Origin of the sequence: Paracoccus shandongensis (assembly GCF_017315735.1) — a bacterium.
GTDB classification, from domain to species: domain Bacteria; phylum Pseudomonadota; class Alphaproteobacteria; order Rhodobacterales; family Rhodobacteraceae; genus Paracoccus; species Paracoccus shandongensis.
This window is the reverse complement of sequence record NZ_JAFLRK010000001.1, coordinates 136,720-163,187: the sequence shown is the minus strand read 5'-3', so window position 1 is coordinate 163,187 and position 26,468 is coordinate 136,720. Positions and strand designations below refer to the sequence as shown.

At 66.7% G+C, this 26,468-nt stretch carries 25 protein-coding genes; 17 read left to right on the top strand and 8 right to left on the bottom strand.

Going from position 1 to position 26,468, the window contains the following annotated elements; translation table 11 throughout:
• The first annotated feature begins 50 nt into the window (after nucleotides 1–50).
• The 4 genes from JX613_RS00805 to JX613_RS00790 all read left to right on the top strand — a co-directional run bounded on the left by JX613_RS00805 (nucleotide 51) and on the right by JX613_RS00790 (nucleotide 4,632).
• On the top strand, nucleotides 51–1,418 hold the full coding sequence (locus tag JX613_RS00805) for a cytochrome P450 (protein ID WP_207099547.1): 1,368 nt from the start codon (nucleotides 51–53) through the stop codon (nucleotides 1,416–1,418).
• 108 nt (nucleotides 1,419–1,526) lie between these two features.
• On the top strand, nucleotides 1,527–2,933 hold the full coding sequence (locus JX613_RS00800) for an alanine/glycine:cation symporter family protein (protein ID WP_207099546.1): 1,407 nt from the start codon (nucleotides 1,527–1,529) through the stop codon (nucleotides 2,931–2,933).
• A gap of 91 nt (nucleotides 2,934–3,024) precedes the next feature.
• Nucleotides 3,025–4,107, top strand: coding sequence for a phenylalanine--tRNA ligase subunit alpha (pheS, locus tag JX613_RS00795; RefSeq protein ID WP_207099847.1), 1,083 nt, complete (start codon nucleotides 3,025–3,027; stop codon nucleotides 4,105–4,107).
• A 177-nt stretch (nucleotides 4,108–4,284) separates the two neighbouring features.
• On the top strand, nucleotides 4,285–4,632 hold the full coding sequence (locus JX613_RS00790; RefSeq protein WP_207099545.1) for a hypothetical protein: 348 nt from the start codon (nucleotides 4,285–4,287) through the stop codon (nucleotides 4,630–4,632).
• Between the two features lie 171 nt (nucleotides 4,633–4,803).
• On the opposite strand, the gene JX613_RS00785 is transcribed toward JX613_RS00790, so the two are convergent.
• Complete coding sequence (locus JX613_RS00785; protein ID WP_207099544.1) at nucleotides 4,804–5,295, bottom strand: hypothetical protein; 492 nt, start codon at nucleotides 5,293–5,295, stop codon at nucleotides 4,804–4,806.
• Nucleotides 5,296–5,406: 111 nt separating this feature from the next.
• Between JX613_RS00785 and JX613_RS00780 the strand changes: the two genes are divergently transcribed.
• Nucleotides 5,407–5,817, top strand: a complete 411-nt coding sequence (locus tag JX613_RS00780) for a SufE family protein (protein WP_207099543.1) — start codon at nucleotides 5,407–5,409, stop codon at nucleotides 5,815–5,817.
• On the opposite strand, the gene mnmA is transcribed toward JX613_RS00780, so the two are convergent.
• Entirely contained in the window at nucleotides 5,789–6,955 is a 1,167-nt protein-coding gene (gene mnmA / locus JX613_RS00775; protein WP_207099542.1) for a tRNA 2-thiouridine(34) synthase MnmA, read from the bottom strand. The two genes, JX613_RS00780 and mnmA, sit on opposite strands and share 29 nt — an antisense overlap.
• Nucleotides 6,956–7,099: 144 nt before the next feature.
• Here mnmA and sciP point away from each other — a divergent pair, with 144 nt between their 5' ends.
• The 4 genes from sciP to recG all read left to right on the top strand — a co-directional run bounded on the left by sciP (nucleotide 7,100) and on the right by recG (nucleotide 12,535).
• Nucleotides 7,100–7,375 (top strand): CtrA inhibitor SciP, encoded by a 276-nt coding sequence (sciP, locus tag JX613_RS00770; RefSeq protein WP_207099846.1) that lies wholly within the window; start codon nucleotides 7,100–7,102, stop codon nucleotides 7,373–7,375.
• A 94-nt stretch (nucleotides 7,376–7,469) separates the two neighbouring features.
• A complete protein-coding gene (gene ctrA, locus JX613_RS00765) occupies nucleotides 7,470–8,177 on the top strand; it encodes a response regulator transcription factor CtrA (RefSeq protein WP_207099541.1) in 708 nt (235 codons plus the stop codon).
• Nucleotides 8,178–8,267: 90 nt separating this feature from the next.
• The gene (gene ligA, locus JX613_RS00760; RefSeq protein WP_207099540.1) at nucleotides 8,268–10,442 is read left to right on the top strand and encodes an NAD-dependent DNA ligase LigA; all 2,175 of its coding nucleotides are present in this window, start codon (nucleotides 8,268–8,270) and stop codon (nucleotides 10,440–10,442) included.
• Entirely contained in the window at nucleotides 10,439–12,535 is a 2,097-nt protein-coding gene (gene recG, locus JX613_RS00755; RefSeq protein ID WP_207099539.1) for an ATP-dependent DNA helicase RecG, read from the top strand. Before ligA ends, recG begins: the two co-directional genes overlap by 4 nt.
• Before the next feature lie 260 nt (nucleotides 12,536–12,795).
• Here the strand turns inward: recG and JX613_RS00750 are convergent, their stop codons facing one another.
• On the bottom strand, nucleotides 12,796–13,233 hold the full coding sequence (locus JX613_RS00750; protein ID WP_207099538.1) for an iron-sulfur cluster assembly scaffold protein: 438 nt from the start codon (nucleotides 13,231–13,233) through the stop codon (nucleotides 12,796–12,798).
• Nucleotides 13,234–13,294: 61 nt separating this feature from the next.
• Between JX613_RS00750 and hisI the strand changes: the two genes are divergently transcribed.
• Nucleotides 13,295–13,651, top strand: a complete 357-nt coding sequence (hisI, locus tag JX613_RS00745; RefSeq protein WP_207099537.1) for a phosphoribosyl-AMP cyclohydrolase — start codon at nucleotides 13,295–13,297, stop codon at nucleotides 13,649–13,651.
• 63 nt (nucleotides 13,652–13,714) lie between these two features.
• Here the strand turns inward: hisI and gluQRS are convergent, their stop codons facing one another.
• The 5 genes from gluQRS to JX613_RS00720 all read right to left on the bottom strand — a co-directional run bounded on the left by gluQRS (nucleotide 13,715) and on the right by JX613_RS00720 (nucleotide 18,180).
• On the bottom strand, nucleotides 13,715–14,566 hold the full coding sequence (gene gluQRS, locus JX613_RS00740; RefSeq protein WP_207099536.1) for a tRNA glutamyl-Q(34) synthetase GluQRS: 852 nt from the start codon (nucleotides 14,564–14,566) through the stop codon (nucleotides 13,715–13,717).
• A complete protein-coding gene (trmFO, locus tag JX613_RS00735) occupies nucleotides 14,548–15,885 on the bottom strand; it encodes a methylenetetrahydrofolate--tRNA-(uracil(54)-C(5))-methyltransferase (FADH(2)-oxidizing) TrmFO (RefSeq protein ID WP_207099535.1) in 1,338 nt (445 codons plus the stop codon). Before trmFO ends, gluQRS begins: the two co-directional genes overlap by 19 nt.
• A gap of 80 nt (nucleotides 15,886–15,965) precedes the next feature.
• Nucleotides 15,966–16,583, bottom strand: a complete 618-nt coding sequence (locus tag JX613_RS00730) for a 50S ribosomal protein L25/general stress protein Ctc (protein ID WP_207099534.1) — start codon at nucleotides 16,581–16,583, stop codon at nucleotides 15,966–15,968.
• 66 nt (nucleotides 16,584–16,649) lie between these two features.
• Nucleotides 16,650–17,858, bottom strand: a complete 1,209-nt coding sequence (locus tag JX613_RS00725; RefSeq protein WP_207099533.1) for an alpha-hydroxy acid oxidase — start codon at nucleotides 17,856–17,858, stop codon at nucleotides 16,650–16,652.
• A gap of 55 nt (nucleotides 17,859–17,913) precedes the next feature.
• The gene (locus JX613_RS00720; RefSeq protein ID WP_207099532.1) at nucleotides 17,914–18,180 is read right to left on the bottom strand and encodes a hypothetical protein; all 267 of its coding nucleotides are present in this window, start codon (nucleotides 18,178–18,180) and stop codon (nucleotides 17,914–17,916) included.
• A gap of 75 nt (nucleotides 18,181–18,255) precedes the next feature.
• Between JX613_RS00720 and JX613_RS00715 the strand changes: the two genes are divergently transcribed.
• The 7 genes from JX613_RS00715 to ribD all read left to right on the top strand — a co-directional run bounded on the left by JX613_RS00715 (nucleotide 18,256) and on the right by ribD (nucleotide 26,465).
• Complete coding sequence (locus JX613_RS00715) at nucleotides 18,256–18,840, top strand: TetR/AcrR family transcriptional regulator (RefSeq protein WP_207099531.1); 585 nt, start codon at nucleotides 18,256–18,258, stop codon at nucleotides 18,838–18,840.
• A gap of 65 nt (nucleotides 18,841–18,905) precedes the next feature.
• On the top strand, nucleotides 18,906–20,801 hold the full coding sequence (gene dnaG / locus JX613_RS00710) for a DNA primase (protein WP_207099530.1): 1,896 nt from the start codon (nucleotides 18,906–18,908) through the stop codon (nucleotides 20,799–20,801).
• Nucleotides 20,802–20,942: 141 nt separating this feature from the next.
• Nucleotides 20,943–22,916: an RNA polymerase sigma factor RpoD gene (gene rpoD / locus JX613_RS00705; RefSeq protein ID WP_207099529.1), complete on the top strand. Its 1,974-nt coding sequence runs from the start codon at nucleotides 20,943–20,945 to the stop codon at nucleotides 22,914–22,916.
• A 103-nt stretch (nucleotides 22,917–23,019) separates the two neighbouring features.
• Nucleotides 23,020–24,450, top strand: a complete 1,431-nt coding sequence (locus tag JX613_RS00700; RefSeq protein WP_207099528.1) for a DNA recombination protein RmuC — start codon at nucleotides 23,020–23,022, stop codon at nucleotides 24,448–24,450.
• Nucleotides 24,447–24,869, top strand: coding sequence for a secondary thiamine-phosphate synthase enzyme YjbQ (locus tag JX613_RS00695; protein WP_207099527.1), 423 nt, complete (start codon nucleotides 24,447–24,449; stop codon nucleotides 24,867–24,869). The genes JX613_RS00700 and JX613_RS00695 overlap by 4 nt, the downstream gene beginning before the upstream one ends.
• 120 nt (nucleotides 24,870–24,989) lie before the next feature.
• The gene (gene nrdR / locus JX613_RS00690; RefSeq protein WP_207099526.1) at nucleotides 24,990–25,454 is read left to right on the top strand and encodes a transcriptional regulator NrdR; all 465 of its coding nucleotides are present in this window, start codon (nucleotides 24,990–24,992) and stop codon (nucleotides 25,452–25,454) included.
• Between the two features lie 30 nt (nucleotides 25,455–25,484).
• Entirely contained in the window at nucleotides 25,485–26,465 is a 981-nt protein-coding gene (ribD, locus tag JX613_RS00685; RefSeq protein WP_207099845.1) for a bifunctional diaminohydroxyphosphoribosylaminopyrimidine deaminase/5-amino-6-(5-phosphoribosylamino)uracil reductase RibD, read from the top strand.
• Nucleotides 26,466–26,468: the final 3 nt, after the last annotated feature.

The following is a 26,468-nucleotide window of genomic DNA, read 5'->3' as shown; positions in this document are numbered from 1 at the left end:
TTTTCATGGCTGCCGTTGTCTGGGCAGGGCAGGCTTCCTATCCTTCTGGAATGAACGCTCGCACTCGGACCGACCCTTCAGCCCGCGACCCCGTCAAGGTCGCTCTGGCCCGCCAGCCCCTGGGCATCCTGGGCACTGCCATGACCGCGCGGCGGAACCTGCTGGAACTGATCCCCGAGATCGCCACGCGCCAGCCGATCATCTCGGGTAAGACCGGGGTGCGGTTCCACATGGTCATGGACCTGCCCACGCTGCGCCACATTCTCAAGGACCGGATCGAGGATTATCCCAAATCCATCGTCACCAAGCTGATGCTTGAACCCGCCATCGGCGACAGCCTGTTCGTGGCGGAAGGGGCTGAATGGCGCTGGCAGCGCCGCGCGGTGGCCCCTGCCTTCGCCCTGCGCCATGTCGAGGCGCTTGGCCCCGTGATGACCGCCGCCGCCGAGGCCTCCAGCCGCCGCCTGTCCGCCGCGCGCGGCCTGGTCGATCTGTTCGAGGAAACGGTGGCCGCGACCTTCGAGGTGATTTCCGACGTGACCCTGTCGGGCGACCGGGCCTTCGACCGCGACGCGGTGCATCGCGCCATCGACGCCTATATCGCCCAGGCGGGCAAGGTCTCGCTTCTGGACGTGCTGGGGCTGCCGGGCTGGATCCCGCGCCCGGGGCGGATGTTTTCGCGCCCGGGCCTTGGCCGGATGAAGCAGATCGCCGACCGCGCCATCGACGCCCGCGCCGCCGCGCCCCGGGCCAAGGGCGCGCCCGACCTGCTGGACCTGCTGCTGCACGCCGCCGACCCCGAGACCGGCCGCGCCATGACGCGGGACGAATTGCGCGACAACCTGCTGACCTTCATCGTCGCAGGGCATGAAACCACGGCCCTGACGCTGGCCTGGGCGCTTTACCTTTGCGCCTTCGATCCCGCCATCCAGGACCGCGCCGCGTCCGAGTCGCAGGCTGTCCTGGGTGACCGCGCCGCCACCGCCGCCGACCTGCCCGCGCTGCCCTTGGTCCAGCGCATCGTGAACGAGACGCTGCGCCTTTATCCCCCCGCCGCCTTCCTGTCGCGCACCGCGCAGGTGGCCGACCGTTTGTGCGGAAGGGAAGTTCTGCCCGGCGACACGGTGATGCTGCCGATCTATGCGCTGCACCGCCACCATCTGCTGTGGGACCGCCCCGACGCCTTCGACCCGGACCGTTTCCTGACCACGCCCGACCGCTATGCCTTCCTGCCCTTCGGCGCGGGCCCGCGCATCTGCATCGGCGCCAGCTTCGCCCTGCACGAGGCCGTCATCATCCTGGCCACGCTGCTGGCGCGGTTCCGCTTCGCCGCCATTCCCGGCCGCGTCCCGCAGCCGCGCATGATCCTGACCCTGCGCCCCCACGGCGGGGTCTGGCTGGATGTCGCGCCGCGCTAGCCGGTCTTGTGGTTCTGCAACAGATCCTTCAGGAAATCGCCCCGGCCTGCGGCAGAGCGTTCACGCGCGTGTTACATGTGCGGGACGTGAAGAACCAGGAGCGCGCGCATGAACGCCATCATCGATTTCTTGAACACCATCTTCTGGGGATATGTCCTCATCTACGGGCTGATCGCGGTGGGCATTTACTTCACCGTCTCGCTGGGCTTCATCCAGTTCCGCCACTTTCCGGAAATGTTCCGCTGCGTGACCGGATCCCGCGCGGTGGACCGGGACGGCATCTCTCCGTTTCAGGCGCTGACCGTGTCGCTGGCCAGCCGCGTGGGCACCGGAAACATCGCGGGCGTGGCCGTTGCCCTGACCCTGGGCGGGCCGGGCGCGATCTTCTGGATGTGGGTGGTGGCAACCGTGGGCATGGCGACCGCCTATGCGGAATCGACGCTGGCGCAGCTTTACAAGGTCCACGGGCCCGACGGCCTGTATCGGGGCGGACCCGCCTTCTATATCGCGAACGGATTGCGGCAGCCCTGGCTGGCGGCCGTCTTTGCCGTTTCGCTGATCCTGGCCTTCGGGATGATCTTCAACGCCGTGCAGGCCAACTCGATCGCCGAGGCGATCCAGGGTGCCTTCGGGATCGACAAGTGGATCGTGGGCTTGGCGACTGCCGCGCTGACCGCGGTCATCATCTTCGGCGGCATCCCGCAGGTGGCCCGCGTGGCCGAGTTCGTGGTCCCCTTCATGGCCGGGGCCTATCTGCTGGCCGCGATCATCGTCATCGCGCTGAACCTGTCCGAGGTGCCGGGCGTGCTGGGGACGATCATCGCCAACGCCTTCGGCCTGCAAGAGGCTGCCTGGGGCGTCACCGGCGGCGTCATGGCGGCCGCGCTGAACGGGATCAAGCGCGGCCTGTTTTCGAACGAGGCGGGCATGGGGTCCGCCCCCAACATCGCGGCGGTGGCCATTCCCGATCCGCACCACCCGTCCAGCCAGGGCTTTGTCCAGGCCCTGGGCGTCTTCATCGACACGATCCTGGTCTGCACGGCCACCGCGATCATGATCCTGCTGTCAGGCGCGATCCCTTCGGCCGAACTGACCGGCACGGCGCTGACGCAAAGCGCGCTGACCGAACATTTCGGCGCCTTCGGGGGCATCTTCGTGGCGGTGGCGATCTTCTTCTTCGCCTTCACCTCGATCATCGGCAACTATGCCTATGCCGAGAACTCGGTCGTCTATCTGGGCGGCGGCAGGACAGGCATCGTGATCCTGCGCCTTGTCGCGCTGGCGATGGTGTTCTGGGGGTCGGTCCAGGCGGTGGCGACGGTCTTCAACTTTGCCGATGCCAGCATGGGCCTGATGGCCACGATCAACCTGGTCGCGATCGTCCTGCTGTCGCGCACGGTCATCCGGGTGACGCGCGATTACGTCGCGCAACGCAGGGCGGGCCGGCAGCCGACCTTCCACATCGGCGACCATCCCGGCCTGGGTCAGGGCGTGAACCGCGAAATCTGGAAGTGATCCTGCCGCCTTGGCCGCCAGCCGCGCGGCCAAGGCTTTTCCCCCGTCGTCACAAATGCTAACGCGGTCCCGACAAGGACGAGGCATGACGATGGACGACCTGACCCCGCTGCGCCAGCAATGGCTTGACCGCATCAACGGCGCCTCTGACCCCGCCGCGATCGAGGAGGTGCGCCTTGCCGCCCTGGGCAAGAAGGGCGAGATCAGCCTGAAGATGCGCGAACTGGGCCGCATGAGCCCCGAGGAACGCCAGACCACCGGCCGCGCGCTGAACGAGTTGCGCGACGAACTGGACGCCGCCCTGCGCGCCCGCAAGCTGTCGCTGGAGGACGCCGCGCTGGAGGCGCGTCTGGCGGGCGAATGGCTGGACGTGACGCTGCCCGGCCGCCCGCGTCCGCAGGGGACCATCCACCCGATCAGCCAGGTGACCGAGGAAGTGACGGCAATCTTCGCCGACATGGGGTTTTCGGTTGCCGAAGGCCCGCAGGTCGAATCCGACTGGTACAACTTCGACGCCCTGAACATCGCGCCCGAACATCCCGCACGCCAGGAACACGACACCTTCTTCATGCACCGCGCGCCGGGCGACACCCGCTCGCCACATGTGCTGCGCACTCATACCAGCCCGGTCCAGATCCGCGCGATGCAGGACCAGGGCGCGCCGATCCGCGTGATCTGCCCGGGCCGCGTCTATCGCATGGACATGGACCAGACCCACACGCCGATGTTCCACCAGGTCGAGGGGCTGGCCATTGACCGCGACATCAGCATGGCACAACTGAAATGGACGCTGGAAGAATTCTGCCGCGCCTTCTTCGAGGTGGGCCAGGTCGAGCTGCGCTTCCGCGCCAGCCACTTCCCCTTCACCGAGCCGTCCGCCGAGGTGGATATCCGCTGTTCCTGGGAAGGCGGCCAGTTGAAGATCGGCGAGGGGGATAGCTGGCTGGAGATCCTCGGGTCGGGCATGGTGCATCCCAAGGTGCTGCAGGCAGGGGGGATTGATCCCGCCCAGTGGCAGGGCTTCGCCTTCGGCATGGGCATCGACCGGATTGCCATGCTGAAATACGGGATCCCAGACTTGCGGGCGTTCTTTGAAAGCGACTTGCGCTGGCTGCGGCATTACGGCTTTGCGGCAGGGGATGTGCCGAGTGTGGCGGGTGGGTTGAGTAAGTAAATTAATTGATTATTAATGCAGATCAGGAGGAGGTTGGGAGAAATGAATATAAAGAAAGATCTTTTTTTGATACTGCTAGGTTCTGGAGTTACGTTCGTTGGGCAATATGCATAGGATAAACTAACAGAAGAACCTTCTGCTGAAATTGTGGCCACCGTTCACGAAGGATCCTTTAGAATGGAAGAGGTTAGTAAATTTGGAGACTGCTCTGAGATATCACTTCAGAGTCAGGAAAATAATCTAATTATAATTGATATTGAAAACATCGGCGGTGCTCCCTCTACAGGTTTTGAGATTGTCTTTAATCGCCAGCCAGAATGTTTGCTAGTTCCCGTTAGTGCCGCAATTCACGATCCAGCTTCATTTTTGGAGCACTTCCAGGTTGGTGATGCACTTTTAGTGAAAAGCCTAGCTACTAAAAGGAAAATCTCTATAGCAGCAGCAGGAATATCCATGAATGATGTTGAGACCATCGTCGGTGATGTAGGAGGGGGGATTGGAAAGATGGTGTCAAAAGTAAACTGACAAAAGCTGTAGTCAGCGTAGAGTGGGTTTCCACCCCACCGTTTTTCTCTGACCGGATCGACATGGTAGGGTAGAGTCCACCGTACAGCACGCCGCTTGTTCCATTAACCGTAGGGTGCGTGCTTGCACGCACCACTTCACCACCGCCGAAGGTGCGCGAAACCCCGCGCCTTACCGCCGCAGCGTCACCACATTCCCCGCGCTCGCGATCTCAACTGCCGCGATCCGCGACAACTGCACCGAGGAAAGCGCCATCGCCGCCGTGATCTCGTCCAAGCCGGGGCGGGCGGGCAGGGCGGCGGCGCTGCCCGGCGCGGGCGGCACGCCCACAAGCCGCAACCGCAGCACGCCGTCCGCATCGGGCGAAAGCCGGTCGCCCGGCATCGGACGCGCCGTGACCAGCGCGACCGAGGAATAGCCGCGCACCGGCGCAAAGCCGTTCACGACCAGCAGCAGGCCTTCGTTCAGCGGCTCCCACCGGGCCGAGGTGATCTGCGGGATGGCGGGGCGGGTGTCGGACACCTGCGCATAGCCCTCCTCGGGTTCCAGCGTGCGAACTGGCGCGGACCCCCAGGACAGCGGGTTCCAGCGGCTGTCGCCAAGCCGCCCGCAGGCGGAAACGGCCATCGTGGCGATCAGCAGCGTCGCGGTCGGTTTGCTCATGTCACCATCCTTCGGGTGTTTTCGATTTGTTAGGCGAAAACCGCAGGGGGATAAAGGCACTTTGACCTTGGGGGCGGGGCGCGCTAACCATGGGTCCGAAAGGATCCCGCCATGGCCACCCAAGCCTTTGAAGACATCGCCGAGACCTTCGACTTCCTGGACGACTGGGAAGACCGCTATCGCCACGTGATCGAACTGGGCCGCGCCATGCCACCCATGGACCCGGCCCTGCAAGTCCCCGCCACCAAGGTCGAGGGCTGCGCCAGCCAGGTCTGGATCATGCCCCGGATCGAAAACGGGCGCTTCGATTTCCAGGGCGACAGCGACGCCATGATCGTGCGCGGGCTGATCGCGGTGCTGCATGCGCTTTATTCCGGCGTTCCGGTGGGGCAGGTGGGCCAGATCGACGCGCAGGCCGAACTGGCGAGGCTGGGGCTGGACGAACACCTGTCCTCGCAGCGGTCGAACGGGCTGCGGGCCATGATCCAGCGGATCAGGCAGCTTTCCGCCGACGCAGCGTGATCCAACCCCCGCCCAGCACGCGGGTGCTGTCGGGGTCGTAGAAGACGCAGGCCTGGCCGGGGCTGACGCCTTCCTCGGGGTCCAGCAGTTCCACCTCGGCGCGGGTGGCGTCAAGGGGGCGCAGGATCGCGGGGCGCGGCGGACGGGTGGACCGGATGCGGACCATCACCGGGATCTCGCCCGCGAAGGGCTGGTCGCCCAGCCAGTTCACCTCGGAGATGGGCACGATGGTGGTGGCAAGCGCCGATTTCGGCCCGACCACCACGCGGCGGGCATCCGGGTCCAGCCGCACCACATAGAGCGGATCGCCCAACCCGCCGATCCCAAGGCCACGGCGCTGGCCGATGGTATAGTGGATCACCCCGCGATGCCGGCCCAGGACGGTGCCGTCCATGTCCACGATCTCGCCGGGCTCGGCGGCATTGGGGCGCAGCTTCTCGATCACCGCGGCATAGTTGCCGTTGGGCACGAAGCAGATGTCCTGGCTGTCGGGCTTGTCGGCCACCGCCAGCCCGTATTCGGCGGCCAAGGCGCGCGTTTCCGCCTTGCTGGCGAGGTGCCCCAAGGGAAAGCGCAGGAAATCAAGCTGTTCCTGGGTGGTTGAGAACAGGAAATAGCTCTGGTCGCGATTCGGATCGGCGGCCATGTGAAGCTCGGCCCGCAGGGCGCCGTCCTTGCGCTGGATGTAATGGCCGGTCGCCATGCAATCGGCATCCAGGTCGCGCGCGGTTTCCAGCAGGTCGCGGAACTTCACCCGCTCGTTGCAGCGGATGCAGGGGACCGGAGTCGCGCCGGCCAGATAGGCATCGGCAAACTCGTCGATGACCGATTCGCGGAACTTGTTCTCGTAATCAAGGACGTAATGGGGAAATCCCATGCGTTCGGCCACGCGGCGCGCGTCATGGATGTCCTGCCCCGCGCAGCAGGCGCCCTTTTTCGCCAAGGCCGCGCCGTGGTCGTAAAGCTGCAGCGTGACGCCGATCACGTCATAGCCCTCGGCCTTCAGCTTGGCCGCGACGACGGAACTGTCCACGCCACCCGACATCGCCACCACCACGCGCGTCTGCGCAGGCGGCTTGGCAAAGCCGAGGCTGTTCAAGGGGGTCGCGCGCGCCGGGGCGCGGTGGTGAAGCGTCATGGCAGGTTCCGGGTGATGATTGCGTCGAAATATAAGCAAATGCTGCATATTCTCAAGCGTCCAGGACGCCAAAAAGCTGTCATGTTCAATCCGGGATTAATGGCTTTCCGTCACTGTCGTCTCAAGCGACATGGGACAGGTGGGATGTTCTTGAAGAAAACAGATGCTCCTCGAACCGTCATCCTGCCCGATGGCAGGGTTCTCTCCGTGGCCGACCTGCCGCCGGACGACACCAGATGGGTCGCCAGCCGCAAGGAAACGGTCGTGAACGCCGTCCTTCACGGCCTGATCGGGAAGGAGGAGGCGCTGCGCCGCTATGGCCTGTCCGAGGAGGAACTGGATGGCTGGACGAAGGCGGTGCAGAAACACGGTCGGGCCGCGCTGAAAGTGACGGCAATTCAACGTTTCAGGCAACCTTAGATTGCATGACGGCGAATTAGTCATAAGGTAACGACATGTTAACCTTATGGCCCGATGGTTGGGTCAGGTTAGACACGAATCGGGGTGAACTTTTATGCGTATTCTGTTGGTTGAAGACGATCCCAGTACGGCACGCGCCATCGAGCTGATGCTGACTGCCGCGAGCTACAATGTCTTTCGGACGGATATGGGCGAGGAGGGAATCGACCTCGCCAAGCTATACGACTACGATCTGATCCTTCTGGATCTGGATCTTCCCGACATGCACGGGATGGAGGTTTTGCGTCACCTGCGCCTGGCGCGCATCGACACGCCGATCCTGATCCTGACGGGATCGGACGACACCGAAAGCAAGCTGCGCGGCTTTGGCTTTGGCGCCGACGACTACATGACCAAGCCCTTCAACCGCGAGGAATTGCAGGCCCGCATCCAGGCGATCATTCGCCGGTCCAAGGGCCACAGCCAGGCGATCATCAAGACGGGCGAGATCGTGGTGAACCTCGACGCCCGTTCGGTGCAGGTGAAGGGCAAGACCGTCAACCTGACGGGCAAGGAATACCAGATCCTGGAACTTCTTAGCCTGCGCAAGGGCACCACGCTGACGAAGGAAATGTTCCTGAACCATCTTTACGGCGGCATGGATGAACCGGAACTGAAGATCATCGATGTCTTCATCTGCAAGCTGCGCAAGAAGCTGTCCGAGGCGATCGGCGGCGACAGCCATATCGAGACGGTCTGGGGTAGGGGCTATGTCCTGCGCGAACCCTCGCCCAGCGTCGAGCGCCTGGCAATCGGCGCCTGACCCCGGCGGGCCACGGCGGCCTGCCGTGGCCCCTGTAAAATCCCCCGCCGAACGTCGTATAGAACGCATAGACGGAAGGCGGAGGCAGCGATGACGGACACCAATCACGATGGCGGCGCGGACATGGCCACGCTGGACGAGGGGCGCGCCGCCGATGAAATCGCCGATCTCTCGGCCCGAATCGCCCAGGCGAACGAGGAGTATCATACCCTCGACGCCCCGGTCCTGTCGGATGCCGAATACGACGCGCTGAAGCTGCGGCTGCTGGCCCTTGAACGCGCCTTTCCGCAGCTTGCCCGGCCCGACAGCCCCACACAGGCGGTTGGTGCCGCGCCGGCCGAGGGGTTCGGCAAGGTCGTTCACGCGCAGCGCATGATGTCACTGGAAAACGGATTCAGCGCCGAGGACGTGACCGACTTCGTGGCCCGCGTCCGCAGTTTCCTGGGGCTGCGGGACACCCCGGCCTTCACGGCCGAACCGAAGATCGACGGGCTGTCGCTGTCCCTGCGCTATGAAAACGGCGTGCTGGTCCAGGCCGCCACGCGCGGCGACGGCGCCGTGGGCGAGAATGTCACCGCCAATGCCCGCACCATTGCCGACATCCCCCACCGGCTGACCGGCGACGTGCCCGCCCTTCTCGAAGTCCGGGGCGAGGTCTATATGACCCACAGCGATTTCCAGCGGCTGAACGCCGCCGAGGGCGGCCGCGTCTTCGCCAATCCCCGCAACGCCGCTGCCGGATCGCTGCGCCAGATCGACCCGGCGGTCACCGCCTCGCGTCCGTTGCGGTTCTTCGCCTATGGCTGGGGGCAGCTCAGCGAACCCTTGGCCGATACGCAGATCGGCGCCGTCCAGCGGCTGGGGGCGCTTGGTTTCCAGACCAATCCCCTGACGCGGCTGTGTCACGACGCCGACGGGATGATCGCCACCTGGGCCGCCATCGAGCAGCAGCGCGCCACGCTGGGCTATGACATCGACGGCGTGGTCTACAAGGTCAATGACCTGTCCTATCAGACCCGCCTTGGGTACCGTTCGACCACGCCCCGCTGGGCCTTGGCGCACAAGTTCCCGGCCGAAACCGCCTGGACGCGGCTGGATCGCATCGACATCCAGGTGGGCCGCACCGGCGCGCTGTCCCCCATCGCCCGGCTGGAGCCGGTGACGGTGGGCGGGGTTGTTGTTTCGAACGCAACCCTGCATAACGAGGATTACATCGCCGGGCGCGACAGCACCGGCGCGCCCATCCGCGAGGGCCGCGACATCCGCGAGGGCGATTGGGTCAAGGTCTATCGCGCGGGCGACGTGATCCCCAAGATCGCCGATGTGGACCTGTCGCGCAGGCCGCAGGGCAGCCAGCCCTATGCCTTTCCCGAAACCTGCCCGCAATGCGGATCCGACGCCATCCGCGAGCCGGGTGATTCGGTACGCCGCTGCACCGGCGGCATGGCCTGCCCCGCCCAGGCGGTTGAGAAGCTGAAGCATTTCGTCAGCCGCGCCGCCTTCGACATCGAGGGCCTTGGCGCCAAGCAGATCGAGATGTTCTTCGCCGACCCCGTCCTGCCGATCCGCGAACCCGCCGACATCTTCACCCTGGCCCAGCGGGACACGCGTAACCTTGCCAGGCTGAAGAACCGCGAGGGCTTTGGCGCCAGATCCGCCGAAAAGCTGTTCGCCGCCATCGAGGACAAGCGCCGCATCCCCCTGGCTCGGCTGATCTTCGCGCTTGGCATCCGGCACGTGGGCGAGGTCGCGGCGGGGATCCTCGCGCGCCATTTCGGCACATGGGACGCGCTGATCGCGGCCATCGACGCCGCCGCGCGCGAACCCGCCCATGCGGCGGACGACAAGACCCGCCGCACGGTCCTGGCCGACAGCCCCCATTGGTCCGAACTGACCGCCATCAACGGCATCGGTTCCGTTCTGGTCCAGTCCCTTGTCACCACCCTGACGCAGGAGGCCGAGCGCGCCAGCATCGACCGCCTGATCACGCAGATCGAGGCGATCCCCGCCGCCGCGCGCCAGGCCGAGGAAACCGCCGTCAGCGGCAAGACCCTGGTCTTCACCGGCACGCTGGAACGCATGACCCGGGCCGAGGCCAAGGCGCGCGCCGAGGCCATGGGCGCCAAGGTCGCCGGATCGGTCAGTGCCAAGACCGACCTGCTGATCGCCGGGCCGGGCGCCGGATCGAAGGCCGCGAAGGCCGCCGCCCTGGGCGTCACCGTCATCGACGAGGATGAGTGGCTGCGCATCGCGGGCAGCGCATGACGCAGCCCAAGGGGCGCCCTCCGGCGCTGTTTCCGCTGTTTTCCGATGTCGATACCCTGCCGGGCATCGGCCCGAAAAGCCGCGCGGCGCTGTCACAACTGGGGATCGACCGTCCGCGCGACCTGATCCTGACCCTGCCCGCCAGCGGCGTGACCCGCCGCCGCATCGCCTGTATCAGCGACGCCCGCCCGCCCGAGGTCGTGACGGTCGCCGTCACCGTCGGCCGCCACCACCCGCCCACGGTCAAGGGCCGCCCCTGGCGCGTCCATTGCAGCGATGGCGTGGGCGACCTGACGCTGGTCTTCTTCCATCCCCGCAAGGAGTGGATCGAAGCCCAGCTTCCCACCGGCGCCCGCCGCATCGTCAGCGGCAAGGTCGAGCTGTTCGACGGCCTGGCCCAGATGGTCCATCCCGACCACATCCTGCGCGAGGACGAGCCCCCCCTGCCGGAATTCGAGGCGGTCTATCCCCTGGCCGCCGGGCTGACGCGCAAGGTTATGACAAAGGCGGTCGAGGCCGCCCTGACCCGCGTGCCGCCGGTCGGGGAATGGATCGACCCGCAGTTGATGGCGCAGCGCGGCTGGCCCGACCTGGCGACCGCGCTGCGGCAGGCGCATGACCCGCAGGGGATGCGCGACCTGTCGCCCGATGCGCCTGCGCGGGCGCGGCTGGCCTATGACGAATTCCTGGCCCACCAGATGACGCTCGCCTTGGTGCGCCGCGAAAAGCGGCGCCTGAAGGGGCGTCCAAGCCGGGGCGACGGGCGGCTGCGGCGCGCGGTCCTGGACAGCCTGCCCTGGCCGCCGACCGGCGCGCAACGCCGCGCGGTCGAGGAGATCGCCGCCGACCTGGCCAGCGACCGGCGCATGAACCGGCTGCTGCAGGGCGACGTGGGGTCCGGAAAGACGCTGGTGGCGATGCTGGCCGCCCTTGTCGCGGTCGAGGCAGGGGGGCAGGCGGTGCTGATGGCCCCGACCGAGATCCTGGCCCGCCAGCACGCCCGTGCGCTGGAACCGCTGGCGCGGGCGGCGGGTATCCGGCTGGCCGCGCTGACGGGGCGCGATAAGGGCGAATTGCGCGCCCAGATCCTTGAGGATCTGGCCCAAGGCCGCATCGACATCCTGGTCGGCACCCATGCGGTCTTCCAGAAGGACGTGCATTTCCACGACCTGCGGCTGGCGATCATCGACGAACAGCACCGCTTCGGTGTGGCGCAGCGGCTGGAGCTGTCGGCCAAGGGCCAGGTGCCGCCCGACATGCTGATCATGACCGCGACTCCGATCCCGCGGTCGCTGGCGCTGACGCAATATGGCGATCTGGACATCTCGATCCTGGACGAAAAGCCTCCGGGACGGCAGCCGATCACCACGGTAATGATCAGCGACCAGCGGCTGGACGAGGTGACGGCGCGGTTGCGCCGAGTGCTGGACCAGGGCGCGCGCGCCTATTGGGTCTGCCCGCTGGTCGATGAAAGCGAGGTCAGCGACCTGACCGCCGCCGAGGCGCGGTTCCAGTCGCTGCGCGCGCAGTTCGGCGAGGTGGTGCGGCTGGTCCACGGCCAGATGCCGCCCGACCAGCGCGACGCGGCCATGGCCGATTTCGCCCAAGGCCGCGCACAACTGCTGGTCGCGACCACGGTGATCGAGGTAGGCGTGGACGTGCCCCAGGCGACGATCATGGTGATTGAGCGCGCCGAAAGCTTTGGCCTGGCCCAGCTGCACCAGCTGCGCGGGCGGGTCGGGCGGGGGACGGGTGCTTCGACCTGCCTGCTGATGTATCATCCGCCGCTGAACGAATCGGGCGCCCGGCGCCTGACTACGCTGCGCGATACCGAGGATGGTTTCCGCATCGCCGAGGTGGATCTGGAGATGCGCGGGGCGGGCGACGTGATCGGCACCGCGCAATCCGGGCTGCCGCGTTTTCGCATCGCGGATCTGGAACATCAGGCCGGGCTGATGGCCGTGGCGCGGCAGGATGCGCGCGCGCTGCTGGACCGCGATCCGGGGCTGGAAAGCCCGCGCGGCCAGGCGGTCCGCACCCTGATGTGGCTGATGAGCCAGGACGAAGCGATCCGCCTGATCTCGGTCGGGTGAAGAAGTTCTTAAAATGTTCTTTACAGAACGGCGCGAATATGAGAACAAATGGGCAACAAACAGGAGTTGCCCATGTCCCGTGAATTCGCTTCTGATCTGTTGGGCGTCATTGCCCTTGCCACCACGACCGTGATCGTCCTGTGGCTGCCTGCCATCCTGCAGGCCTGAGCTCTGCCCCGCGTTGCGATGACGGCGCTTGCCTGTGCGTCCGTCAATTCCCCTGCACGCGCACCTGCCGGCCCCCTTGCGGGCCGGTTTTTTTATGCGGCCGCCTGGTCGATCGCGTCCAGCGTCGCCTCCCACGCCAGCAGGATCGAGGCGTGGCGGTTCGGGTAATCGCGCGCGGGCAACAGCGCCTCGAGATCCGCAAAGGGGGCGGCAGGCGGGTCGCCGGCGGTCGTCAGCATGGCCCGCAGGGCGTCCCGGGTGGCTGCGATCTCGTCCCGGCTGCGGCCGATGACCGCCTGGCCCAGGACCGAGGCCGAGGCCTGGCCAAGCGCGCAGGCCCGCACCTCTTGCGCGAAATCGGCGATCCGGTCGCCGTCCATCGCGACATAGGCCGTGACCGAGGATCCGCATTGCGGCGACCGGCGCATGGCCTTGCCGTCAGGGTCCGGCAGCGTGCCCAGGTGCGGGATGGTCGTCGTCAGCGCAAGGATCCTGCGCGAGTAAAGCTGCATCAGGTCGCTGTCGGCCATCGGTCTTTCCCACGGGTTGCCTTGGGCCTAGATAGGAACGCGACCGAGGAAAGGAAACCCGATGTTCGACCCTGCCAGCCTGAAATACGACGGGAATGGCCTGATCCCGGCCATCGCGCAGGACGCGGACAGCGGCGAGGTGCTGATGATGGCCTGGATGAACGCGGAAAGCGTGGCGCGGACGCTGGACACGCGCCGCGTCACCTATTGGTCGCGGTCGCGGCAGGCCTTCTGGGTCAAGGGCGAAAGCTCGGGCCATGTGCAGGAACTGGTCGAGCTGCGCGTCGATTGCGACCGCGATTGCCTGCTGGTCCTTGTGCGGCAGACCGGGCCTGCCTGCCACACCAACCGGCGCACATGCTTCTATACCGCCGTTCGCGACGGGGCCGAGGTCGGGATCATGGAGCCGATGGCGTAAAGGGGGCGCTGCCCCCGTCGCCGTTCCGGCGACTCCCCCGGGATATTTGCGGTCCAAAGCAGGTCAGAGGGAGAGCATCCGGCAGACGTCCTGCGGGGTGGCGCCGTCCTCGCCGTAATGGCGGAGGGCGCGGGCGTCGTCGCGCTTGGCCAGGCGCTTGCCTGTGGCGTCGCGGATCAGGCGGTGGTGGTGGTAGAGCGGCGTTGGAAGCTGAAGCAGTTTCTGAAGAAGAACGTGGATATATGTTGAATCGAAAAGGTCTTTTCCCCGCGTGACCACCGTGATGCCTTGCGCGGCATCGTCCACGACCACGGCCAAGTGATAGGACGTGCCCATGCCCCGGCGCGACAGGATCACGTCGCCGATGCCGTCCAGGAACTGGTCGCGGGTCAGCACATGGTCATGGCTGGGCATGATCGCCTCGTCCCGGAAGGCGATGCGATCGATGCCCAGGGCGTCGAAGGCGCGGCCAACGTCCAGGCGGATCACGTCGTCCGGTCCGGCATCCGCCAGGCTGCGGGTGCGGCAGGTGCCGGGATAGACCAGACCGTCGGGACCGGCGGGCAGCGCGCCTTCCTGCGGGGCAGACAGCGCGGCGCGGATGTCGCCTCGGCGGCAGCGGCAGGGATAGGTCAGCGGCGCCAGCCGCCGCAGCGCGTCCCGATAGGCCGTCAGTCGGTCCGACTGCCGCATCACGGGGCGCTGCCAGTGAAGACCCAGCCATGCCAGATCCTCATGGATCGCAGCCTCGTATTCCGCGCGGCAGCGGTCGCGGTCGATGTCCTCGATCCGCAGCAGGAACTGGCCGGGGCTGGCCTCGCGTTCCGCCACAAGCGCCGCATAGGCATGGCCCAGATGCAGCAGCCCGGTGGGCGAGGGCGCGAAGCGCGTGCGTCTTACTGCGCCGCCAGCCATGCCGCGAAGTCTTCCTTGGCGCGCTGCGTATAGGCGGGATAGCGGTCCTTGCGGCCCTTCCGGCCGCTGCGCATTTCATCAAGCGGCGGGAACAGGCCGAAGTTCACGTTCATCGGCTGGAAGGTCTTGGCCTCGGCCCCGCCGGTGATGTGGTTGACCAGGGCACCCATGGCGGTGGTCGGCGCGGGCGGCGGCAGGTCGCGGCCCAGTGCCTGTGCGGCGGCCATCCGGCCCGCCAGCAGGCCCATCGCGGCGCTTTCGACATAGCCTTCGACGCCCGTGACCTGGCCTGCAAAGCGCAGGTTCGGGCGTTGGCGCAGGCGCATCCGGTCGTCCAGCAGCGTGGGCGAGTTCAGGAAGGAATTGCGGTGGATGCCGCCAAGCCGCGCGAAGCTGGCGTTCTCCAGTCCCGGGATCATGCGGAACACCTGGGTTTGCGCGCCGTATTTCATCTTGGTCTGGAAGCCGACGATATTGTACAGCGTCCCCAATGCGTTATCCCGACGAAGTTGAACCACTGCATAAGCTTTTTCATGGGGCTTGTGCGCATTGGTCAGGCCCACCGGCTTCATCGGTCCGTGGCGCAGCGTGTCGCGCCCGCGTTCGGCCATCACCTCGATGGGCAGGCAGCCGTCGAAGTAACCCGCCGTTTCGCCTTCGTGGAACTCGGTCTTGTCGGCGGCCAGAAGGGCATCGATAAAGGCCTCGTATTGGTCGCGGGTCATGGGGCAGTTGATATAGGCGCGCCGCTCGGCCTCGGTCTCGCCCTTGTCATAGCGGCTTTGTTCCCAGGCCACCGTCATGTCTATGGTATCCGCATGAACGATGGGGGCGATGGCGTCGAAGAAGGCCAAGGCCTCGGTGCCCGTCACCGACCGGATCGCCTGCGCCAGCGCGTTCGAGGTCAGCGGGCCGGTCGCGACGATCCAGTTGCCGTCCTGGGGCAGGTCCGTGATCTCTCCCGGTACGATCCGGATCAGCGGCTCGGCCTGCAGCGCCTGAGTCACGGCGGCGGAAAAGGCCTCGCGGTCCACGGCCAGGGCGCCGCCCGCAGGCAGCTTGTGGCGGTCGGCCATGGCCATGATCAGCCCGCCCGCCGCGCGCATTTCCCAATGCAACTGCCCCACGGCATTCATCACGTCGTCGTCGGACCGGAAGCTGTTGGAGCAGACCATTTCCGCGCAATCGCCGGTCTTGTGGGCGAAGGTGCCCTTGGCGGGGCGCATCTCGTGCAGGATCACCGGGACGCCCAGGCGGGCGGCCTGCCAGGCGGCCTCGGATCCGGCAAGGCCCGCGCCGATGATGTGGATGGGTTCCATGCGACCTCCTGCAAGGGGACTAGCAAAATGGAAAGGGCGGCGCCAGCGGCACCGCCCCGATATTGCCTGGGCAGCGAGGATCAGGCCTCGGCCGGGGCCTCCTCGGCGTCATCATCGCTGGAACGCAGCGCCGAGGGCGCGGCGATGTTGGCGATCACGAAGTTGCGGTCGATGGTGGGCTTCACGCCTTCGGGCAGAACCACGTCGTTGATGTGGATCGTGTCGCCGACGTTCAGGCCTTCCAGATCGACGGTGATGTGATCGGGAATGTCACCCGCGGTCACGACCAGCTCGACCTCGGGGCGCACCGTCACCAGCGTGCCGCCGCGCTTCAGGCCGGGGCATTTGTCGTGGTTGATGAAGTCCACGTGGATGAACAGGTTCACCTTGGACGTGCGGCGCAGGCGCATGAAGTCGATGTGGATCGGCAGATCCTTCACCACGTCCTTCTGCACGCCGCGGCAGATGACCCGCACGTCTTCCTGGCCTTCAACCTTGAGGTTGAACAGCGTGGACATGAAGCGGCCTGCGCGCAGTTGCGTCAGCAGCTTGTTGAAGTCGAACTGCACGTTGATCGGGTCTTTGTGGTCGCCGTAAACGACGCCCGGAACCTTGCCTTCGCGGCGAGCTTGGCGGGCGGCCCCCTTGCCTGACCCCGCGCGCGGCTCGGCCACCAGATCAGGGATCTCTTTGGCCATGATGTTTTCCTAACTCAGTTGATGGACGCCGCCATCCTCCAAGGGTGCATGGCGACAGGTCGCGGCCTATACGGCAATGGGCGCGATTTGTGAAGCCCCCATCGGCTGCGGGATATCGTATTCATCCAGGAAGCCGCGCGGGATCATCACGTTCTGCGGACCGATGTCCTTGACGTGGCGTTCGCCGCACAGCGCCATGCTGATGTCCAGTTCCTTGCGGATGATTTCCAGCGCGCGGGTCACGCCGGCCTCGCCCATGGCGCCCAGGCCATGCAGCCAGGCCCGACCGATCCAGGTCGAATGCGCGCCAAGCGCAAGGGCCTTCAGCACGTCCTGGCCCGACCGGATGCCGCTGTCCATGTGAACCTCGACCCGGTCGCCCACCGCCTTGACGATATGGGGCAGCATCCTGATGGAGGACAGCGCCCCGTCCAGTTGTCGCCCGCCATGGTTGCTGACGATGATCGCGTCCGCCCCGAAATCGGCGGCAAGGCGCGCGTCGTCGGGATCCAGGATCCCCTTCAGGATCAGCTTGCCGCCCCACATGTCGCGGATCCGGGCGATCTTGTCCCAGTCGAGCTTTTCGTCGAACTGCTCGGCCGTCCAGCTCATCAGGCTGGAGGGATCGGCCACGCCCTTGGCATGGCCCACGATATTGCCGAAGAAGCGCCGCTTGGTTTGCAGCATCCCCATGCCCCACCGCCAGCGGAAGGCCAGGTCGATCAGCGTGGGCAGGGTCAGCTTGGGCGGCGCGGACAGGCCGTTCTTCAGATCCTTGTGCCGCTGGCCCAGAATCTGCAGGTCCAGCGTCAGCACCAGGGCGCTGCACCTGGCCTTTTTCGCGCGCTCGATGATGGCGGCCAGGAAGTCTTGGTCCTTCATCGTGTAAAGCTGGAACATGAAGGGTCTGGTCGTGTGTTCCGCCACATCCTCGATGGAACAGATCGACATGGTGGACAGGCAGAAGGGCACGCCGAACTTTTCCGCCGCACGGGCGGCGTGGATTTCCCCGTCGGCGTGCTGCATCCCCGTCAGGCCCACGGGGGCCAGCGCCACGGGCATGGCGGCGGGCAGGCCCACGATGTCGGTGGCCACGCTGCGGTTGGACATGTCCACGGCCACCTTCTGCCGCAGCTTCAGGCGCGCGAAGTCGGTCGTGTTCTCGCGGAAGGTCTGTTCGGTATAGCTGCCCGATTCTGCATAGTCATAGAACATCTTGGGCGTGCGCGCGCGGTGCATCCGCTTCAGATCTTCGATCGAGGTGATGACGGGCATGGAACTCTCCGCAACTTGGTCAAAAGTTTTTACCAAATCGCGGGGCGCAGGGCAATCAGTCCCGTGGCCGCATCCGCGACCGTGCCTCCGGCTCGATCACGGGGCCGCGCAGGGCATCGGCCCGCTGGCGCAACGCCTCGGCCCGGGCCTTGGCCTGGGCATCGACAGCGGCGGGCGAGGCCGCCGCGTCGGGCGCATGGTCGGGCAGGGTGGGTTCCGCCAGGATCTGGTCGGTCGGCAGCAGGCGCGGATAGGGATCGGCCTCGTTCCCGCAGCCCGACAGCAGGGCGGCGCAGGCGATCAGGGTCAGGGCGTGTTTCATGGCCCGCAGCCTAAGCCGCGCCACGGGGCGGGGCAACGGGCTTTCCCGGGGCCGGGCCGCGCGCTAGAAAGCCCCATGGCCCGCACCCAAGGTTCCCGCGCCGATGTCACCGGCCCCCTGATCCGCAACGAAGCCCGCCGCCTGTTCGCGCGGCAGGGCTATGCCGCCGTGTCGATGCGCCAGATCGCCTCCGCCGTGGGGGTGCAGGCGGGGGCGCTTTATGCCTATACGCCCGACAAGCAGGCGCTGCTGCTGGACCTGCTGGAAAGCCACATGCAGGAATTGCTGGCCGCCTGGTCCGACATTCCGGGTGATCCCCTGGCGCGGCTAGAGCATTTCGTGCGCTTCCACATCGACACCAGCCTGGATCACGCGGATGCGGTATTCCTGTCCTACATGGAACTGCGCAACCTCACGCCCGAGAATCGCGCCCGCATCGCGGCCTTGCGCGGCGAATATGAATCCGCCCTGGAATCCATCCTGCGCGACGGGATGGCGGCGGGCGTCATGCGCATCGACGACCCGCGCCTTGCGACCATGGCGCTGATCGCGATGCTGACCGGGGTCACGAACTGGTATCGCGAAGGCGGGCGCCTGGACCGCCAGCGGATCGGCGACATCTACTGGGGCCTTGCGCGCGGTGCCGTCGGCGCGGATTGACCCCCGCTTCTTCGTTGTTCAAATACCCCTTTCCTTGACGCCACCTGCGGCGCGATAATCCCCCCATGAGTCTTCCCCCCGGCTTCCTTGACGAGATTCGCAACCGCGTCCCGATCAGCCGCGTGATCGGGAAAAAGGTGGTATGGGATCTGCGCAAGTCGAACCAGGCGCGCGGCGACTGGTGGGCGCCATGTCCGTTCCACCAGGAAAAATCCGCGAGTTTTCATTGCGATGATGGGAAGGGCTATTACTACTGCTTCGGCTGCCACGCCAAGGGCGACGCCATCAAGTTCCTGCGCGAGGCCGACGGGATGGAGTTCATCGAGGCCGTCAAGCTGCTGGCCGCCGAGGCGGGCTTGCAGATGCCCGAACCCGACCCCCGCGCCCGCGAAAGAACCGACCGCCGCACCCGCCTTCTGGACGTGACCGAGGCCGCCTGCCGCTGGTTCCGCCTGCAATTGCAGACCGGGGCCGCCGCCGAGGCGCGCGACTACCTGCTGCGAAGGGGGCTGGACCGCGCCGCCGAGGATCGGTTCGAGGTAGGCTTTGCCCCCGACAGCCGCACCGCGCTGACCCAAGCCCTGCGCGACAAGGGCTTTGACGAATCGCTGATCGTCGAATCGGGCATGGCGGCCAAGCCCGACGGGGGCGGCGCGGCATACGACCGCTTCCGGGGCCGCATCATCTTTCCGATCCGCGACGGGCAGGGCCGCTGCATCGGCTTCGGCGGCCGGGCCATGGATCCGAATGCCCGGGCCAAATACCTCAACAGCCCGGAAACGCCGCTGTTCGACAAGGGCCGCAACCTTTACAACCTCGGTCCCGCCCGCGCCGCCGTGGCCAAGGGCCAGCGCCTGGTCGTGGCCGAGGGCTATATGGACGTGATCGCCCTGTCCCGCGCGGGGTTCGAGGGTGCCGTGGCCCCCCTGGGCACCGCCATCACCGAGGACCAGTTGCGCCTGATGTGGCGCGTCTCGCCGGAACCCGTGATCGCGCTGGACGGCGATGCGGCAGGCCAGCGCGCGGCGCAGCGGCTGATCGACCTGGCCCTGCCGCTGACGGGGCCGGGGCAGGCGCTGCGCTTTGTCATCCTGCCCGTGGGGCAGGATCCCGACGACCTGATCAAGGCCGCCGGACCGGGCGCCATGGGCGCGCTGCTGGATGGGGCGCGGCCGCTGGTCGATCTGCTCTGGGCGCGGGAAACCGAGGGCCAGGTCTTCGACAGCCCCGAACGCAAGGCCGCGCTGGACAAGCGCCTGCAGGACGCCGTGGCAAAAATCCCCGACGAACTGACCCGCACCCATTACACCGAGGAGCTGCGCCGCAAACGCTGGGATCTGTTCGGCAGCCAGTCCCGCCAGATCGAGCGGCGGCCCACGGATCGCAAGTTCAGCCGCCGCGACAGGGGCCAGGCCCCGCGTCCCGTTCCGGGGGCGACTGTCCCGCCCCAGGCCACCGCCGCGCTGCTGGAAGGGGCCAGCCTTCTGATCTGCGCGCTGCGTCCCGAACTGATCGCGCGGGCCGAAACGCGGCTGGAACGCCTTGCGCCCCAAGACCCCGACCGCGCGGCGCTGCTGTTCGACCTGCTGTCGCACAGCGAAAGCCCGGCGGGGCGGCGCGGGCTTGAAACGCTTCGGCGCGACGCCCATCTGGGCCTGACCCCGGCCGTCATCGGATCCCAGGATGACGAGACGGCCTTGGCGACATTGGACAATCTTCTCGACCGGCTCGAGGCCCAGCGGGCGGCGGGGGCCGAACTGGCCCGCGCCGAGGCCGAGATCCAGGGCGAGGCCGACGAGGGGCTGACCTGGCGGATGCAGCAGATCGCCCGCGCCCGGCACCGCGCCGAACGGCCGGAACTGGAAGGCGGGGCCGACCTGAACGAGGACCGGGAGGCCCTGTCTGCCCAACTGTCCCAGTTCGTCGATGGCCAGATCTGGCGCAAGCCGCCGCGCCGTTGACGCTCTGCCCAGCCGATTCGCAGCACGCGAATCAATTTGCGCGGCCTGCCCTTTGATTCGGGGGTTCGGCGCGCTACATGTGGAATTGAATTCCGGTGATTCGGCTGCGCGCGAATCATTGCCTGATAAAGGGAGCCCTTGATGGCCGCCAAGGACGACGATCACGACAAGACCGACAAGGACGACAACGCCCATTCGCTGGACATGAGCCAGGCGGCCGTCAAGCGGATGATCGCGGATGCGCGCGAACGCGGCTATATCACCTATGACCAGTTGAACGCGGCCCTGCCGCCCGAACACGCCTCGTCCGAGCAGATCGAGGACGTGATGTCGATGCTGTCCGAGATGGGCATCAACGTCATCGAGGACGAGGAGGGGGCCGAGGAACCCGAAGGCGGCGCGGTCGCCGTGGTCGGATCGACCTCGCGCGAGGTTGCCGTTGCCACCTCGGAAACGGAAAAGCTGGACCGCACCGACGACCCCGTGCGCATGTATCTGCGCGAGATGGGCAGCGTCGAGTTGCTGAGCCGCGAGGGCGAGATCGCCATCGCCAAGCGGATCGAGGCGGGCCGGAACACGATGATCGCGGGCCTTTGCGAAAGCCCGCTGACCTTCAAGGCCATCACCATGTGGCGCGAGGAGCTTCTGGACGAAGAAATCCTGCTGCGCGACGTGATCGACCTGGAAACCACCTTCGGCCAGTCGCTGGATGACGAGGAAGCCGACGAGGAGGAACTGTCCGAGGACAGCGTCCAGGCCGAGTCCCCGCAAAAGCGCGAGGAGCTGGATGCCGACGGCAACCCCATGCGCTCCGAGGATGACGAGGACGAGGACGAGGGCGCGAACCTGTCGCTGGCCGCGATGGAGGCCAGCCTCAAGCCCAAGGTTCTGGAAACGCTGGAACTGATCGCCAACGACTATGAAGCCCTCGCCGCGATGCAGGACCAGCGCATGTCGGCCACCCTGAACGAGGACAACAGCTTCTCGGCCACGGCGGAAAGCGATTACCAGGTTCTGCGGTCCCGCATCGTCGGGCTGGTGAACGAGCTGCACCTGAATAGCAGCCGGATCGAGGCGCTGGTCGATCAGCTTTACGGCATCAACCGCCGGATCGTCACCATTGACAGCGGCATGGTCAAGCTGGCCGACGCCGCGCGCATCAACCGGCGCGAATTCATCGACGCCTATCGCGGCACCGAACTGGATCCGGCCTGGATCGACCGGATGTCCCAGCAGGCGGGGCGCGGCTGGCAGGCGCTGTTCGAACGCTCGCGCGACAAGGTCGAGGATCTGCGCAACGAGATGGCGCAGGTCGGCCAGTATGTCGGCGTCGATATCGAGGAATTCCGCCGCATCGTGTCCCAGGTCCAGCGCGGCGAGAAGGAAGCCCGCCAGGCCAAGAAGGAAATGGTCGAGGCGAACCTGCGGCTGGTCATCAGCATCGCCAAGAAATACACGAACCGGGGCCTGCAATTCCTGGACCTGATCCAGGAAGGCAATATTGGCCTGATGAAGGCCGTGGACAAGTTCGAGTATCGCCGGGGCTACAAGTTCAGCACCTATGCGACCTGGTGGATCCGGCAGGCGATTACCCGCTCCATCGCGGATCAGGCGCGGACCATCCGCATCCCGGTCCACATGATCGAGACGATCAACAAGCTGGTCCGCACCGGCCGCCAGATGCTGCACGAGATCGGCCGGGAACCGACGCCCGAGGAACTGGCCGAAAAGCTGCAGATGCCGCTGGAAAAGGTCCGCAAGGTGATGAAGATCGCCAAGGAGCCGATCAGCCTTGAAACCCCCATCGGGGATGAGGAAGACAGCCAGCTTGGCGATTTCATCGAGGACAAGAACGCCGTCCTGCCGCTGGATTCCGCCATTCAGGAAAACCTGAAGGAAACCACCACGCGGGTTCTGGCGTCCCTGACGCCGCGCGAGGAACGGGTGCTGCGGATGCGCTTCGGCATCGGCATGAACACCGATCACACGCTGGAGGAGGTGGGCCAGCAGTTCAGCGTGACCCGCGAACGCATCCGCCAGATCGAGGCCAAGGCGCTGCGCAAGCTGAAGCACCCCTCGCGGTCGCGCAAGCTGCGGTCCTTCCTGGACCAGTGACCCATATCCCACGGCCTCGCCCTTATGGCGGGGCCGTGGGCTGAACCGCTTGCAAGTTCGGCACAAACCATGAACACTATTTCCAGTTGTTCGTGGAGAGCCGATGCCAAGCCTGCTGGAAGACCCCGCCGCCCTTCGCGTCCTGCTGATCGCCGCCCTGGCGGCGCTTGCGACCCTGTCGGTGCTGTCGCTGGGCTGGCGCAAGGCCCGCGCGCTGGCCGAAGATCGCGCCACCGCTCTCGCCTCGCAGCTTTCCGCCCTGGGCGAGGAATCCCGCGCCCTGGCCCTGCGCGCGGGCCAGCACGAGGCGCGGCTGGACGGCCAGACCGCCCGCCTGTCCGAACTGACCGAGGAACGCGACGGCCTTGCCGATGCCCTGCACCAGGCGCGCCAACTGCTGGCCGGGTCCCGCACAGAACTGGCCGAAGCGCGGCTGCGCGCCGAAAAGGACGCCGAAGCCGCCGCCCGCGAAATCCAGACCCTGCGCGAACTGCGTGCGGAAATGACCGCACAATTCAAGCTGCTGGCGGCGGAAACCCTGCGCGTGCAGCAGGGCGATCTGCAAAAGGCGCAGGGGGAACAACTGTCCGCGCTGCTCAACCCGTTCCGCGAACAGGTGCATCGCTTCCAGACGGAATTGCAGGCCAGAAACAAGGTCTTGGACGAGGAAGGTGCGAGGTTGCGCGAACAGATCGCCTTTCTGCACCAGCGGTCCGAAGATATCTCGCGCGAGGCGGTGAACCTGACCCGTGCGCTGAAAGGCGACAAGCAGCGCCAGGGTGCCTGGGGCGAGATGGTGCTGGAACGCCTGCTGGAGGAATCGGGCCTGATCGCGGGTACGCATTACGACACCCAGTCCAGCTGGACGGACGAGGACGGCAAGCGGTGGCGCCCCGACGTGGTGGTCAGGATGCCGCGCGCCAAGGTCATGGTGATCGACAGCAAGGTGTCGCTGGTGGATTACGAAACCTCGGTCAACGCCGAGGATCCGGCCGAGGCGCAGGCCGCCCTGCGCCGCCATGTCGCCGCCGTGCGCAACCATGTCGTGACCCTGGGCGACAAGGGTTATCACCGGATGGACGATGGATCGGTCGATTACGTCCTGATGTTCATCCCCATCGAGGGCGCCTTTTCCGAGGCGCTGCGGGCCGACCCAACGCTGGCCAGCTTTGCCATGGAACGCCGCGTGGGCCTGACCACGCCCACGACCCTGATGCTGACCCTGCGCACCATCGAGCATATCTGGGCGGTCGAGCGGCGCGAGGCGAACGCGACCGAGATCGCCAAGCGCGCGGGCCAGCTTTACGACAAGGTGGCGGGCTTCGTCGAATCCATGGACAGCGTGGGCCGCGCCCTGGACCAGGCGGGGCGGGCGCACACGCAGGCCATGGACCGGCTGTGCCGGGGATCGGGCAACGTGATCCGCCAGGTCGAGATGCTGCGCGAACTGGGCGCGCGGACGCAGAAGCGCATCGCCACCGATCACGACAGCGGCGACGCCCTGATGCTGGACCCGCCCGAGGCCGCCGAATGAACTGCATCTTCACCATCCAGACGCGCGGCCCCGCCTGCCACGACTTTACCCGCGACGTGGCGGCCTGGCTGTCCGTGATGCAGGCCGGGGACGGGCTGCTGACCTTGATGGTGCGCCACACCTCGTGTTCGCTGCTGATCCAGGAAAACGCCGATCCCGATGTGCAGGCCGACCTGCTGGGCTGGCTGGACCGGATCGCGCCGCCCGCCGATCACCCCTCGATGTCCTGGCTGCGCCACCGCGACGAAGGCCCCGACGACATGCCCGCGCATCTGAAGGCGGCGGTTTTGCCGGTCAGCCTGCAAATCCCGGTGGCCGGGGGCCGGATGATGCTGGGCACCTGGCAGGGGATCTATCTGGTGGAACACCGCCGCGCCCCCCATCGGCGCGAGGTGGCGGCGGTCTTTCAGGCCGGTTGACGGCGCGGCATTCCGGTCACAGACGGGGCGGCGAACATCTTGTGCCCCGTGGATAAGGCTACCCAAATCCTGAGGGTATCCTATAGTGATGGGCATTGCCGGGGCGAAGGGGACAACTGGATGCGCTGCCCGTTTTGCGGAAACGTCGATACGCAGGTCAAGGATTCGCGTCCGGCCGAGGATAACGTCGCCATCCGCCGCCGCCGCTTTTGTCCCGCCTGCGGGGGGCGCTTCACCACCTATGAACGGGTGCAGCTGCGCGATCTGGTGGTCGTGAAATCCAGCGGACGGCGCGAGGATTTCGACCGCGACAAGCTGGCCCGCTCGATCCGCATCGCCATGCAGAAGCGCCCCGTGGAACCCGAACGGATCGAGCAGATGATCAGCGGCATTGTCCGGCGTCTGGAAAGCACGGGCGAAACGGACATCCCGTCCAAGATGATCGGCGAGATCGTGATGGAGTCCCTGTCGCGCATCGACAACGTGGCCTATGTCCGCTTTGCCAGCGTTTACAAGAACTTCCAGGATGCGGACGACTTCGACAAGTTCGTCTCGGAACTGCGGCCCGGCGCGGTCGGCGACTGAACCGTGACGCCCGGGGACGACCTGCGCCACATGGCCCATGCCCTGCGGCTGGCGCGGCGGGGTTTGGGCAATGTCTGGCCGAACCCTGCGGTGGGCTGCGTGATCGTGCAAGGCACCCGCATCGTCGGGCGCGGCTGGACGCAGCCGGGCGGGCGCCCCCATGCCGAGCGGATGGCCCTGGATCAGGCGGGGACGCTGGCGCGGGGGGCCACGGCCTATGTCACGCTGGAACCCTGCGCCCATCACGGGCGGACGCCGCCCTGCGCCGAGGGGCTGGTGGCGGCTGGCATCGCGCGCGTGGTGTCGGCCATGACCGATCCCGATCCCCGCGTCGCCGGGCGCGGGCACCGGATCCTGCGCGAGGCGGGCCTTGCCGTGACCCAGAGCATCCGCGAGGCCGAGGCCCGCGAGATGCAGGCGGGTTTCCTGTCGCGGGTCGAGCGGGGGCGTCCTTTCGTGACATTGAAGCTGGCGACCAGCTTTGACGGGCGCATCGCCACGGCCTGCGGGGAAAGCCAGTGGATCACGGGGCCTGCCGCGCGGCTGCATGTTCACGCGATGCGCATGGCCCATGACGCGGTGATGGTGGGCGGCAACACGGCCCATGCGGACCGCCCGTCGCTGAACGTGCGGGGGCTGACCACCCCGCGCCAGCCGGTGCGGGTGGTCCTGTCCGCGCGCCCGCTGCCCGACCTGCCGCCCGAGGGGCCGATGCACGGGCCCTTGTGGCGGATCGACGCGCCGCCCGAACAGGCGCTGGCGCAGCTTGCGGAACGCGGCATCACCCGGGTCTTCTGCGAAGGCGGGGGGATGCTGGCCGCGTCGCTGCTGCAGGCGGGGCTTGTGGACCAGATCGTTGGCTATACGGCGGGCGTCACCCTGGGCGGCGACGGGCTGCCTGCGGTCGGGCCGATGCGGCTTGACCGGCTGTCTGACGCGCCCCGCTTTGCCCTGGCCGAGACGCGCCGGATCGGGCCGGACCTGTTCCATCGCTGGCGCAGGATCGCCTGAAGC

Coding starts and splice junctions, on each gene's coding strand:
- JX613_RS00805 (WP_207099547.1), top strand. CDS start 51: ATGAACGCTCGCACTCGGACCGACCCTTCAGCCCGCGACCCCGTCAAG.
- JX613_RS00800 (WP_207099546.1), top strand. CDS start 1,527: ATGAACGCCATCATCGATTTCTTGAACACCATCTTCTGGGGATATGTC.
- pheS (WP_207099847.1), top strand. CDS start 3,025: ATGGACGACCTGACCCCGCTGCGCCAGCAATGGCTTGACCGCATCAAC.
- JX613_RS00790 (WP_207099545.1), top strand. CDS start 4,285: ATGGAAGAGGTTAGTAAATTTGGAGACTGCTCTGAGATATCACTTCAG.
- JX613_RS00785 (WP_207099544.1), bottom strand. CDS start 5,295: ATGAGCAAACCGACCGCGACGCTGCTGATCGCCACGATGGCCGTTTCC.
- JX613_RS00780 (WP_207099543.1), top strand. CDS start 5,407: ATGGCCACCCAAGCCTTTGAAGACATCGCCGAGACCTTCGACTTCCTG.
- mnmA (WP_207099542.1), bottom strand. CDS start 6,955: ATGACGCTTCACCACCGCGCCCCGGCGCGCGCGACCCCCTTGAACAGC.
- sciP (WP_207099846.1), top strand. CDS start 7,100: ATGTTCTTGAAGAAAACAGATGCTCCTCGAACCGTCATCCTGCCCGAT.
- ctrA (WP_207099541.1), top strand. CDS start 7,470: ATGCGTATTCTGTTGGTTGAAGACGATCCCAGTACGGCACGCGCCATC.
- ligA (WP_207099540.1), top strand. CDS start 8,268: ATGACGGACACCAATCACGATGGCGGCGCGGACATGGCCACGCTGGAC.
- recG (WP_207099539.1), top strand. CDS start 10,439: ATGACGCAGCCCAAGGGGCGCCCTCCGGCGCTGTTTCCGCTGTTTTCC.
- JX613_RS00750 (WP_207099538.1), bottom strand. CDS start 13,233: ATGGCCGACAGCGACCTGATGCAGCTTTACTCGCGCAGGATCCTTGCG.
- hisI (WP_207099537.1), top strand. CDS start 13,295: ATGTTCGACCCTGCCAGCCTGAAATACGACGGGAATGGCCTGATCCCG.
- gluQRS (WP_207099536.1), bottom strand. CDS start 14,566: ATGGCTGGCGGCGCAGTAAGACGCACGCGCTTCGCGCCCTCGCCCACC.
- trmFO (WP_207099535.1), bottom strand. CDS start 15,885: ATGGAACCCATCCACATCATCGGCGCGGGCCTTGCCGGATCCGAGGCC.
- JX613_RS00730 (WP_207099534.1), bottom strand. CDS start 16,583: ATGGCCAAAGAGATCCCTGATCTGGTGGCCGAGCCGCGCGCGGGGTCA.
- JX613_RS00725 (WP_207099533.1), bottom strand. CDS start 17,858: ATGCCCGTCATCACCTCGATCGAAGATCTGAAGCGGATGCACCGCGCG.
- JX613_RS00720 (WP_207099532.1), bottom strand. CDS start 18,180: ATGAAACACGCCCTGACCCTGATCGCCTGCGCCGCCCTGCTGTCGGGC.
- JX613_RS00715 (WP_207099531.1), top strand. CDS start 18,256: ATGGCCCGCACCCAAGGTTCCCGCGCCGATGTCACCGGCCCCCTGATC.
- dnaG (WP_207099530.1), top strand. CDS start 18,906: ATGAGTCTTCCCCCCGGCTTCCTTGACGAGATTCGCAACCGCGTCCCG.
- rpoD (WP_207099529.1), top strand. CDS start 20,943: ATGGCCGCCAAGGACGACGATCACGACAAGACCGACAAGGACGACAAC.
- JX613_RS00700 (WP_207099528.1), top strand. CDS start 23,020: ATGCCAAGCCTGCTGGAAGACCCCGCCGCCCTTCGCGTCCTGCTGATC.
- JX613_RS00695 (WP_207099527.1), top strand. CDS start 24,447: ATGAACTGCATCTTCACCATCCAGACGCGCGGCCCCGCCTGCCACGAC.
- nrdR (WP_207099526.1), top strand. CDS start 24,990: ATGCGCTGCCCGTTTTGCGGAAACGTCGATACGCAGGTCAAGGATTCG.
- ribD (WP_207099845.1), top strand. CDS start 25,485: ATGGCCCATGCCCTGCGGCTGGCGCGGCGGGGTTTGGGCAATGTCTGG.